The 12,775-nt window shown below is 34.3% G+C and carries 9 protein-coding genes; 4 read left to right on the top strand and 5 right to left on the bottom strand.

Annotated elements, in window-relative coordinates; translation table 11 throughout:
* Genes GAPWK_RS01205 through GAPWK_RS01215 form a run of 3 tightly spaced genes read right to left on the bottom strand, consistent with a single transcriptional unit; the run spans position 1 to position 1,932 of the window.
* On the bottom strand, positions 1 to 357 hold the full coding sequence (locus tag GAPWK_RS01205; protein ID WP_025314477.1) for an EamA family transporter: 357 nt from the start codon (positions 355 to 357) through the stop codon (positions 1 to 3).
* Complete coding sequence (locus tag GAPWK_RS01210; protein ID WP_080692400.1) at positions 357 to 1,190, bottom strand: alpha/beta hydrolase; 834 nt, start codon at positions 1,188 to 1,190, stop codon at positions 357 to 359. The genes GAPWK_RS01205 and GAPWK_RS01210 overlap by 1 nt, the downstream gene beginning before the upstream one ends.
* Positions 1,191 to 1,203: 13 nt before the next feature.
* Complete coding sequence (locus GAPWK_RS01215) at positions 1,204 to 1,932, bottom strand: MtnX-like HAD-IB family phosphatase (protein ID WP_051516215.1); 729 nt, start codon at positions 1,930 to 1,932, stop codon at positions 1,204 to 1,206.
* Positions 1,933 to 2,090: 158 nt separating this feature from the next.
* On the opposite strand from GAPWK_RS01215, the gene GAPWK_RS01220 reads away from it, so the two are divergent.
* From GAPWK_RS01220 to glnS, 3 genes are all read left to right on the top strand, one after another.
* The gene (locus tag GAPWK_RS01220; protein WP_025314480.1) at positions 2,091 to 2,819 is read left to right on the top strand and encodes a winged helix-turn-helix domain-containing protein; all 729 of its coding nucleotides are present in this window, start codon (positions 2,091 to 2,093) and stop codon (positions 2,817 to 2,819) included.
* Positions 2,816 to 4,159, top strand: a complete 1,344-nt coding sequence (locus tag GAPWK_RS01225; RefSeq protein WP_025314481.1) for an ATP-binding protein — start codon at positions 2,816 to 2,818, stop codon at positions 4,157 to 4,159. Before GAPWK_RS01220 ends, GAPWK_RS01225 begins: the two co-directional genes overlap by 4 nt.
* A gap of 522 nt (positions 4,160 to 4,681) precedes the next feature.
* Positions 4,682 to 6,361, top strand: a complete 1,680-nt coding sequence (gene glnS, locus GAPWK_RS01230) for a glutamine--tRNA ligase (protein WP_025314482.1) — start codon at positions 4,682 to 4,684, stop codon at positions 6,359 to 6,361.
* 384 nt (positions 6,362 to 6,745) lie between these two features.
* On the opposite strand, the gene GAPWK_RS01235 is transcribed toward glnS, so the two are convergent.
* Complete coding sequence (locus GAPWK_RS01235; protein ID WP_025314483.1) at positions 6,746 to 6,964, bottom strand: hypothetical protein; 219 nt, start codon at positions 6,962 to 6,964, stop codon at positions 6,746 to 6,748.
* A 575-nt stretch (positions 6,965 to 7,539) separates the two neighbouring features.
* Here GAPWK_RS01235 and purL point away from each other — a divergent pair.
* Positions 7,540 to 11,442 carry a phosphoribosylformylglycinamidine synthase gene (gene purL / locus GAPWK_RS01240; protein ID WP_025314484.1) on the top strand — a complete coding sequence of 1,301 codons (3,903 nt, stop codon included), beginning with the start codon at positions 7,540 to 7,542 and terminating at the stop codon, positions 11,440 to 11,442.
* A 56-nt stretch (positions 11,443 to 11,498) separates the two neighbouring features.
* On the opposite strand, the gene GAPWK_RS01245 is transcribed toward purL, so the two are convergent.
* Positions 11,499 to 12,584, bottom strand: coding sequence for a 3-deoxy-7-phosphoheptulonate synthase (locus GAPWK_RS01245; RefSeq protein WP_025314485.1), 1,086 nt, complete (start codon positions 12,582 to 12,584; stop codon positions 11,499 to 11,501).
* Positions 12,585 to 12,775 lie beyond the last annotated feature (191 nt).

Raw genomic sequence — 12,775 nt, forward strand, 5'->3', positions numbered from 1 at the left:
TTAAGACATTCCTACAAAAATGACGCCAGCTGTAATTAATAGCATGCCAATTAAACGATAAAAGGTAAGCAACTCTTTGAAAATAATACGTCCAACAAGCATAATAGTAATAATATTAAATGAGACCAGCAATACACCTTGTGAAAGTGGAACTAAGGTTAAAAACGCCAACCATAATAAAAATTCAGCAACATAAGATATAATGCCAATCCAAATCCAATGATTTTTTGATAAATCTAGCCAATAATACCAACCATCACGATTATTCGGTGAAGTAGCCGCAAATTTAAAAGCGACTTGTCCTAAGGTATCAAAACAGATGTTACTAACCCAAAGTATGATTACTAATGGTGACATCATTCTTCTATTCCTTCTGCTATGTTATTGAAGAATGTGATGCACTCTTTAATCACTTCACGACGTTGACTATCAATTGTTATTAAATGATAACTCTCATTTAAGACCACTAGTTTTTTTGAGCCAGAAACGTGTTTTTCAACTAGTTTTGCATTGGTTTCAATATTGGCGATATCATCATTACCTGAATGCATAATTAAACATGGTGAAACAACTTTTGATAGCTGTGCTCGCACATTCTTGGCGAGTAATTGCATTTCAGCAAGTGCTGGGAATGGGTTTCCTGCAAGTCCTGCTGAAGCTGCATCACCATTTAACATGCTTTCAGATACGACGGCTCGAATTCGTTCATCTTTAAGTCCATAAGGCGGTTTTTCAATAAAAGAAACTTTTTGAAAAATTCCTAATTTTTTAAAATAGACTAACAAAAAGAAGAATTTTTTTGCCCAAAAAGGCATACTCCAGCCATCATAATAAAAAGTTGGTGCTAAAACTCCAACCCCCTTAATCTGATCAGATCTGTCAGCAGCTAGTTTGAGTGCTAATAGCGCACCCATTGATAACCCAGCAACAAAAACATTATCGACATGTTGGGCTAAGTAATTAGCACCTTCTTGTACGCTTTGGTACCAATCTTGCCAAGATGTTCTACAAAGATCAGCTTCGGTACCACAATGACCAGCTAGTTGAATAGCATAAACTGTAAATCCAGCTTTGTGTAAACCATTAGCTAAGATTCGCATTTCATTAGGCGTACCTGTTAAGCCATGAATTAGTAGTACACCATTTTTATTACCAGGTAAAAAATAAGATAAATCTTGCATTGTACTCATTATTCTTCCTTTATTATTTTACTATCATGATGGGAATTAAAGAATGTTGTGCTTGTTTTAACGCTTTGGTTACATCAGCAAAACTATTGATAGCACAGTGCATAATCTTATTTTTTTCGCAGTAGTTCACAAGCTTGTCTTTGGCAAAAACATAATCAACATTATGTGATACACAGTAATCTGAAGTACCATCTCCTACATAAAATATTTTGGGAAAATATTGTTGCTTTTTAACATGATTGCATTTGCAATTACCACTTTGTTTAATACAATCCTTATTGGCATAAGGAAATTCAAGTCGCCAACTACGAGCATTATCATGTAGTAACTTATTGGCAAAAATGGGTAAATTTTTAATACCATGACGTTTTAATACAAACTGGATTGCGTAATCTAACCCATCACTTACCACGTGCACAGGAATATTATTTTGTTGGGTGTAATTTATAAAAGATTTAAACATTGGGTCAATTTCAATTTTGGAGAGAACTTGATTGACTTCCTCTAAGCTAGCATCCATTAAAGCAATTTGTTTGCTCATGCATTCTTGAGAACCAATTTTGCCATTAACCCACAATTCTTCGAGCTCATCACAACCATCTTGACCGAAATAACTTAGTAATGTATCAGTTACATCTTTAACACTGATGGTCCCATCAAAATCACATAAGACGATAGGGGTCTGATGCTGAGTATAAGATGGATGAAAAAGATGGGTAGCAATTGATGAAAAAGCATTCATTTTAAAATTAAAATAGTCTAATTATAGATAATGGCATAAATTCTCTCATAAAGCAGATTTAAACTTTGTGGGCTCTTTGTATATATTTTGTAACGAGGGTGAAATTGTCTGTATAATGAGGTTTCACTAGGTATAAGCTATAGTAATGAGAACCTATAATGAGCGAACGTATATTAATCATTGAAGACGACCCAAGATTAGCCAACCTCATACAAGTATACCTTGTTCGGCAAGGGTATATCGTTGACTGGCATAATAGTGGTGAAGGTGCAGAAGAAAAAATTCACCAACTCAATCCAGATTTGGTCATATTAGATGTCATGTTACCAAAAAAATCAGGTTTTGATATTTGTCGTGATATACGTGGGTGGTTCGCCAACTATATTTTGATCATGACAGCCAGTGAAGATAACATTGATGAAATTGTAGGACTCGAACTTGGCGCTGATGATTATTTGGCAAAACCAGTTGAACCAAGGTTATTGCTTGCTCGAATACGCGCTTTATTACGACGAAAACAGATAGAAACTGAAAAAGATAATAGTAAAGAATTAGTTATACCCTTAAATAATAAAACCCTTATTTTTGATAATTTAGTTATAGATGGTGAAAATAGGAAAGTAATATTACAAGAGCAAGAGATAGATTTAACTACAGCTGAATTTGATCTTCTATGGTTATTAGCCAATAATGCTGGAAACATTCTATCTAGGGATGATATTTTTTCACAAGTTCGAGGTATTGATTTTGACGGTAGCGATCGTTCAATTGATTCCCGTATATCAAGACTTCGCCGTAAATTACTTGATGATCCTGACAATCCATCACGAATTAAAACAGTTCGAGGAAAAGGTTATTTATTTATGCGTGAAGGGGACAGTCATTGAGCCATTTATTAGCCAAACCACTATTTTTTAATCGACGAATTGTATTTTATCTGGTTATTTTACTTTCTTTGCAATGTATTATTGCTTATGGCGCTTTATTGGTGTTTGACTCTTTACCTTCCTCTTTAACCGATATGCCTGATGACCATGTTGTATTTCGTGAGTCACAACGAGGTACCGTAAACTTGATTCGTATGAGAATTAACGAAAATAAAAATCGACCTTTGCAAGAAGTTGTTGACGAGTTACAACCTTATTTTGGTTACTCAATAGAAATTTTACCAATCGATATTGCTTTACCCCATACAGTTTCTCATGAATTAAAAAATCTTGGTTTTTCTTATGATAGTGATAAAGAAGTCGTCTACATTGATTTAAATGATGGTAATTTATTACAATTAGGCCCTATCGTGATGCGCGATATTTTACAGTCTAACACTATGTCATTAAGTGTTTTTTTAATTATTTGGGCGCTATTTAGTGCGATAATCTTTTTCATTCTAATCTATTTCGCTTTTAGTGCAGTTTGGAAAGATTTAGTAAACATAAGACAAACTGCAGAACAGCTTGGGCAGGGCAATTTAAAAGCTAGAACTGAAAACGTTAAAGGTTGGTTATTTAAACCACTAGCAAATGTACTGAATAATATGGGAACACATATAGAACATTTAGTTAGTACTAATCAAACTATTTCTCATGCTATGGCGCATGAATTGCGTACCCCGCTTGCCCGTATGCGATTTGAGCTCAGTATGCTTGAAGAATCTAATGATGAACAAGAAAAATTGCTTTTACAAAAAGGGATGAGTGATGATATTAACGAGCTGGAAACCTTAATTAGTGCCAGCTTAAATTACTTTAAAATGCAACAAAGTAATATTGAGTTAAATTTAACACAAGTTTCATTAAAACAATGGGGTGAAAAAGTTTGTCAATCTTTAGCACTATTTAAACCTAAAGAATTTGAGTTAACATGCAATAGTCAAGATGTTTTAGCTATAATTGATACTAATTTAGCAGAAACAATTGTTAAAAACTTACTTCTTAATGCATTTAAATATGCAACACATAAAGCAGTTTTAAATATTACAAAACAAAAAAATAGCGTAATAATTGAAATTGATGACGATGGTCCAGGCATTCCGTTTGAAGCGCGTGAAAAGATTTTTATGCCCTTTGCCAGACTTGATACCAGTCGAACACGTTCTACTGGTGGTTATGGTCTTGGATTAGCTTATGTTAAATTAATGGCAGAGTTTCATAATGGTAATGCTTTCGTTGTTACCAGCCCTCTTGGTGGAGCAAGATTTGTGGTTTCATTAAAGTCTAACGATTGTTAATAATTTTCTTATAATTAATGCGTTATTTGGTTTTATTAGTAAAATTAGTTTAAATCCCGTACTGATAGCTTTAGTTGCTGATAATGCACCCAAAGTATCATTAAGTACTGTATTTCGACTGTATTATTTTTTTGCATGACTGTATCGATCTGCGCTTCTTATTTAACAGGTTTGATTGCTAATAACACAGGAAGTTTAAATAATGGTTTTTACTTGCAGTAGCTATAACTATGGTTGGCATAACTGCAATGCTATTTGTTAAAGAAGAACAAACTGCTAACTAAATTTAATGTATCGTAGTGATATTATCTATTTTTAATCATTGTTACTTATAGGTTATCTTGGCAGAAATCACAGATATGCATAAATCATAGTAAAACATATTGTTTTATCAATATAAAAAGTCTGTTTTTCCCATTTCAGAAAAACAAAAAATTTGTTATATTCTTTGGTCAAAATGATAAAAAGTGACAGAACACATTTTTAAATTCGTCATTGAAATATATAATTAGAGGTTTTTTTATGAGCGGTTCACTACCGGCAGAGACTGATAATCATCGTCCAACAAATTTTATTCGCCAAATTATTGATGCAGATCTTGCAGCAGGAAAATATAAAACAACACATACTCGTTTTCCACCAGAGCCAAATGGTTATTTACATATAGGTCATGCAAAATCAATATGTTTAAACTTTGGTCTTGCTCAAGATTATCAAGGTAAATGTAATTTACGTTTTGATGATACGAATCCAGCTAAAGAAGATATTGAATATGTTGAGTCAATTAAAGAGGATGTGCGCTGGTTAGGGTTTGAATGGGATGGTGAAATATGTTATTCATCTGATTATTTCGACCGTTTATATGAGTATGCTATTGAGCTTATCGAAAAAGGTCTTGCATATGTTGATGAATTATCCGCTGATGAAATCCGCGAATATCGAGGAACTCTAACCCAACCAGGTAAAAATAGTCCTTACCGTGACCGTAGCATTGATGAAAATTTAATACTTTTCAAACAAATGAAAGAAGGTAAATTTGCAGAAGGTAAAGCTTGTTTACGCGCTAAAATTGATATGGCATCCCCATTCATTGTTATGCGCGACCCTGTTTTATATCGTATTAAATTTGCAGAGCATCACCAAACAGGTAATAAGTGGTGTATTTATCCAATGTATGACTTTACCCATTGTATATCTGATGCGATTGAAAATATTACTCATTCTCTTTGTACACTTGAGTTCCAAGATAACCGTCGTTTATATGATTGGGTATTGGATAATATCACCATTGAAGCACGACCGCATCAGTATGAGTTTTCTCGTTTAAATTTAGAATATGCAATAACTTCTAAACGTAAATTGACACTGTTAGTTACAGAAAAGATTGTTGATGGTTGGAATGATCCACGTATGCCTACTGTCTCTGGTCTACGTCGTCGCGGGTATACACCAGCTTCGATTCGAGAATTTTGTCATCGCATTGGTGTAACAAAGCAAGAAAATACTGTTGAGATGAGCACGCTTGAGTTTTGTATTCGTGAAGATCTTAATGAAAATGCGCCACGTGCTATGGCTGTGCTTGATCCTATTAAAGTGGTAATTGAAAACTTTTCAGAAACAATTGATGAAGTATTAAGCATGCCAAATCATCCTAATCGTCCAGAGTTAGGAAATCGTGAAGTGACTTTTACTCGTGAAATTTATATCGATCGAGCTGATTTTAGAGAAGAAGCTAACAAAAATTATAAACGTTTAGTTTTAGGAAAAGAAGTTCGTTTACGTAATGCTTATGTGATTCGTGCTGATCGCGTTGAAAAAGATGCAGAAGGTAATATCCAAACTATTTATTGTACTTACGATCCAGCTACGTTAAATAAAAATCCTGAAGATGGGCGTAAAGTTAAAGGAGTGATTCATTGGGTGTCGGCTAAATTTGCTAAGCCAGCTGAAATTCGTCTTTATGATCGTTTGTTTAATACGCCAAATCCAGGGTCGGCCGATGACTTTTTATCAACCATTAACCCTAATTCTTTATTGATCAAAAAAGGTTTTGTTGAGCCAAGTTTACAATATGCAGAAGTCGGTAAGGCTTTTCAATTTGAACGTGAAGGGTATTTTTGTTTAGATAGCAAATATGCCTCAGATGATAATTTGGTATTTAATCGAACTGTGGGCTTGAGAGATAGCTGGAACGATGCTTAAGCTATAATATGTATGATATTCGCCGATTTAGGTCGGCGAATTATCAAAAATTTTATCTTTAATCTTCAAATTTGAAAAATTTTATTTGTTGATCTAGATAGTTAAGAAAATTAGGCATTCTCTATTTACCTGCCATTGATTTCATATTTCCCCCATTCTTTTCTAATGATATAACTAACATGGTGAGATATAAATGATACTAACCTAGCCCTTGAACTACTTGAATTAAATATTTATTATTTATAAAAAGGTTTTTTAGCTATTCCAATAACAGGTATCGTCTTATCTAAAGTATTATATAAATGACCATCTAATCATATCTATACAATCAATTAATAACAATAGTAGTAATTTTTCTTTAATCGATTATATTTAAAAGTCACCTTATGCAAGGTGACTAGATTGATAAATAGCAATTTTATTTCGATAGTTAATAATAAATCTTTTAATGTTAGTTTTATTATCAATCCGATGATTGAATAAATGACCTACAGATTTTGTTTGGTTATTTTTATTTTCGGTATCTGGATTGTTATTAACTATTGGTTCAGTTGATGTTTGATCTATATAGCTTTCTTCTTCAACATTAGCTTTATTCGACAAATAATGTTGCTGTGTAAAAGATAAAAGATGCTTTTGTAATTCTGTTAGTTGAGTCTGTAATACCCAAATTTGTTCTTTTCAATTAGAAATATTAATAAATACTCTAAGTTCAAAAGTAGTCACATTTTTACGATTGTCTAATGTTTTTTATTAAAATTAAATAGTTTTTTCTTTAATAGATAGTTTTTTTATTGGATGAAATGGGCAAAATTTTCTAACAGTAAAACTGGTGTATTTCGTCGTCGTAAATCAGGTAGGCTAACTTTTTCTAATGGAAGTTTAGTTAACATATAAATAAAATTTTATTGATTAACACTGTAATTACTTGGGGCTTAGTTTTGTATAATTGAATAATATGTATAGGTTAGAATTTAAAGTTAATGTGTATTTATAAAAATGATTTAAACATGATATTGTCAATTTTTCTACTATATTCAGTGTTTATCCAAAATTTATGTAATTTAATTTTTTTATCTACTCAATATAAACTGTTTTTAAGATAGCCATAATGTACAGTTTCTTTTATACTATTATTCTATTTTTTACCTGTTTTGGTTTCAAAAAGAGTAATTAGTATGAAAATTTTAGCTGGTTCTTCTGCTTTATCCGCATTTCGTATTAGTAAAATCTTATCAGTTTGTCATGAAAAATCCATTCCTATTATCAGCCTTGAGGCACAATTTATCCATTTTATTGATTCAACTAATGAGTTAACAGTTGAGCAACAATTAACACTTGATAAGTTATTACAATATGGCCCCAAATCTGTTTACATAAATGGAGATTGTAATACCAATAGACAACTCTTTTTAGTCACTCCTCGTGCTGGTACGATTTCTCCATGGTCATCAAAAGCAACTGATATTGCTCACAATTGTGGATTAACTCAAATTCACCGTATTGAGCGAGGTATTGCTTATTATGTAGTAACAAGTTTGCCAATGACACAGCCTGAGCAAGATAAATTTGCCGAGTTGATTCATGATCGTATGATGGAAACCGTATTAACCAGTTTTGATCAAGCTGAACAATTATTCAAAGTCGATGAACCAGCACCAGTAACTGTTGTGGATTTATTAGGTCAAGGTCGTCAAGCACTTGAACAGGCTAATCTTAAGCTAGGTTTAGCGTTAGCATCTGATGAAATTGATTATTTATTTGAAAATTTTCAAAAATTAAACCGTAATCCAACAGATATTGAATTGTATATGTTTGCTCAAGCAAACTCAGAGCATTGTCGACATAAAATTTTTAATGCCGATTGGATTATTGATGGTGTCAAGCAACCTAAATCTTTGTTTAAGATGATCAAAAATACCTTTGAAAACACTCCAGATTATGTGTCATCTGCTTATAAAGACAATGCTGCGGTTATGGATGGTTCTAAGGTAGGTAGATTTTTTGCTGATTATGGTAATCGAACTTACAGTTATCATCAGGAATATGCTGATATTTTAATGAAGGTTGAAACGCACAATCACCCAACAGCGATATCACCTTGGCCGGGCGCAGCAACAGGTAGTGGTGGAGAGATTCGTGACGAAGGTGCAACAGGAAAAGGTGCCAAACCAAAAGCAGGATTAGTTGGTTTTTCAGTTTCAAATTTACGAATTCCAAATTTTGAACAACCATGGGAACAAGATTTTGGTAAACCCGATAGAATAGTAAGTGCTTTTGACATTATGATGGATGGTCCTTTAGGTGGTGCCGCATTTAATAACGAGTTTGGACGCCCAGCACTGTTAGGCTATTTTCGAACCTATGAAGAAAAAGTAAATAGCTTTAATGGTGAAGAAGTTAGAGGTTATCATAAACCTATCATGTTAGCTGGTGGTTTGGGAAATATCCGTCGTGAACATATCCAAAAAGAAGAATTTCCTATCGGTTCAAAACTAATTGTTCTTGGTGGACCTGCCATGAATATCGGTTTAGGCGGAGGGGCAGCCTCTTCAATGACATCAGGGCAATCTCATGCTGATCTTGACTTTGCGTCAGTTCAACGTGATAACGCTGAAATGGAACGCCGTTGCCAAGAGGTAATTGATCGCTGCTGGCAACTTGGTGATAGAAACCCTATATTGTTTATCCATGATGTTGGTGCAGGTGGCTTGTCTAATGCTATGCCGGAACTGGTTAGTGATGGTGGTTGTGGTGGTCAATTTGAATTGCGCAAAATATTAAATGATGAGCCAGGCATGTCGCCATTGGAAATTTGGTGTAATGAATCACAAGAGCGTTATGTATTAGCAATTGATCCAGAAAGTCTTGAATTGTTTGATAAGATTTGCAAGCGTGAACGTGCTCCTTATGCGGTAATTGGTGAAGCCACAGTTAATAAAGCTGTGGTTTTGCATGATGAACATTTTAATAATAATCCGATAGATTTACCGTTAGATGTTTTATTAGGTAAACCACCAAAAATGCTACGAGAAGTTAAATCTCAACAAGCCTATGGTGATGATTTTTCAACAGACGACATTAATTTATATGATGCGGTTAAACGGGTTTTACATTTACCAACTATTGCTGAAAAGACTTTTTTAATTACTATTGGTGACCGTTCGGTAACAGGAATGGTCGTTCGCGATCAAATGGTTGGGCCTTGGCAAGTGCCTGTAGCCGATTGTGCGGTGACTACAGCTAGTTTAGACAGTTATTATGGTGAAGCCATGTCAATTGGTGAACGCGCTCCAGTTGCTCTGCTTGATTTTGCTGCATCAGCAAGATTAGCTGTTGGTGAAGCAATTACCAATATCGCGGCGACTAACATTGGTGATATTAAACGGATTAAGCTTTCGGCTAACTGGATGGCTGCTGCGGGTCATCCTGGTGAAGATGCCGGTCTGTATGAAGCTGTTAAAGCCATTGGCGAAGAGTTATGTCCTGCTTTAGGGTTGGCGATTCCTGTTGGAAAGGATTCAATGTCAATGAAAACAACATGGCAACAAGATGGTGAACAAAAAACAATTACTTCACCGTTATCGTTAGTGATTTCCGCATTTGCTCGTGTTGAAGATGTTCGTAAAACTGTCACACCACAATTATGTACAGATCAAGATAATTTATTACTGTTTATTGATTTATCTAAAGGTCATCAAGCATTAGGGGCAACTGCATTAGCACAAGTTTATCGTCATTTAGGGAAAAGAACAGCTGACGTTCATGATGCTTATGAATTAGCAGCTTTTTATCAAGCTATCCAAACATTAATCGCTGAAAATATGTTAATTGCTTATCATGATCGTTCTGATGGTGGTTTATTTGTTACCTTAGCGGAAATGGCATTTGCTGGGCATTGTGGTATTGATGTTGATATTAATACACTAGGTAGTGATGTGATTGCCTCACTGTTTAATGAGGAATTGGGGGCCGTTATTCAAATTCATCGTAAGGATTTAGATAAGGTCATAGAATGCTTCAAACAGTTTGGGCTTCTTCATGCGATTCATACGTTAGGTAAAGCTGAAACAGGGCAGCAATTCATTATACGTAATAATGCTGCTGTAGTTTATAGTGAATCTCGTTTAATGTTAAGAACGTGGTGGGCTGAAACCACATGGCAAATGCAGCGTTTACGTGACAATCCAGTGTGTGCCGATCAAGAACATCAAGCTAAACAAAATGAGGAAGATCCGGGCTTGAATGTACGACTTACGTTTGATCCAATGCAAGACATTGCAGCGCCTTATATTGCAAAAGGAGTGAAACCGAAAGTTGCGATTTTACGTGAACAAGGTGTTAACTCTCATGTTGAAATGGCAGCTGCATTTGATCGAGCTGGTTTTGAATCAATTGATGTCCATATGACTGATTTATTATCAGGTCAAGTGACATTGGATCAATTTAATACTCTTGTTGCTTGTGGTGGTTTCTCGTATGGTGATGTTTTAGGAGCAGGAGAAGGCTGGGCTAAATCAATTTTATTTAATGAACAAGTTAGACATGAATTTGAACAATTTTTTCATCGCAATGATACTTTATCACTCGGTGTCTGTAATGGTTGTCAGATGATGTCGAATTTGAAAGAGCTAATTCCTGGAGCTGATTTATGGCCTCGTTTTGTGCGTAATTTATCAGAAAGATTTGAAGGACGTTTCAGTTTAGTTCAAATTCAATCTAGCCCTTCATTACTGTTTACTGATATGGCGGGTTCACATATGCCAATTGCGGTATCACATGGAGAAGGGCGAGTTGAAGTGCGTGATGATGTTCACTTATCTAATTTAGAAGCATCAGGATTAATTACAGTTCGTTACATTAACCATTTCGGCAATGTAACGCAGGAGTATCCTGCTAATCCAAATGGCTCACCAAATGGTATTACAGCCGTAACATCAAGTGATGGACGTGCAACTATTATGATGCCTCATCCAGAACGAGTATTTAGAACCGTAACTAATTCATGGCATCCTGATAATTGGGGTGAAGATAGTCCATGGATGCGAATATTTCGTAATGCACGTAAACAGTTAGGGTAATATAATATAAAAAAACGCCGATATTTGTCGGCGTTTTTTAAGTTGAAATGGCTAAATTAAGCGCTAGCATCTTGTGTTTGTCTTGCTAAAAGTGGCTGTGATAATGTACTTGCCATTTTTCGAAGTAATGTATCTGTTTCATCCCAGTTGATACAAGCATCAGTCACTGATACACCATATTTAAAATTTTCTTTTGGTTGTTCAGAAGATTGATTACCTTCAACCAAATTACTTTCAATCATTACACCGATAATTGAGTTATTACCATTTTTGATTTGCTCAATAATTGAATTAGCAACAATTGGTTGGTTACGATAATCCTTATTAGAATTGGCATGACTACAGTCGATCATTAAATTTGGTAATAATCCCGCTTTTTTCATCTGTGTTTCACATATTGCGACATTTTCAGTATCATAATTTGGTGCTTTACCACCACGTAAGATCACATGTCCATGAGAATTTCCAACAGTTTGTAAAACCGTCACTTGTCCTTGCTGGTTGATGCCTACAAAGCGGTGAGGCATAGAAGCTGATTTCATGGCATTAATTGCGACATCTAAATTGCCATCGGTACCATTTTTAAAACCAACTGGCATGGATAAACCTGATGCCATTTCACGATGAGTCTGTGATTCTGTTGTTCTTGCGCCTATGGCAGACCAGCTAATTAAATCGGCAATGTATTGTGGTGTGTTTGGATCCAATGCTTCGGTTGCAATAGGTAAACCAATTTTAGCGATATCAAGTAATAATTTACGGGCTTTTTTAAGTCCGTGCTCAATATCAAATGAACTATCCATATGTGGATCGTTTATCATACCTTTCCAACCAACTGTTGTTCTAGGTTTTTCAAAGTAAACACGCATAACAATAAATAAATCATTACTAACTTCATCAGATAATTTTTTTAGTTTATGTGCATATTCAATAGCTGCTTGCGGATCATGAATAGAACATGGACCACAGACAATAAGTAATCGTGGATCTTTTCTTTCCAAAATATCAACTACAATTTTGCGTGATAAGGCAATTTGGTTTTCTAATTCGGGGGAAAGTGGATAAAGTTTTTTTATTTCATCAGGGGTGATTAACATATGCTCATCTTTGATACGAACATTATTTAAAGTATCTTTTAACATTTTTGCTTTCCTTATGAAAAATCTTTTAAACATTTCATATGTAAAATATTGATTACATAAAACGCCTATTATGTAAACACAAAATTACATGATAGTAAATATAATTTTTAATTTTTATATCATAATACTGTTTTTATTGTATTTTATATACCTTATAAAGATGTTTGTTATAAATTAGTGAATTCATGAGT

This window comes from Gilliamella apicola, from assembly GCF_000599985.1.
GTDB lineage: Bacteria > Pseudomonadota > Gammaproteobacteria > Enterobacterales > Orbaceae > Gilliamella > Gilliamella apicola.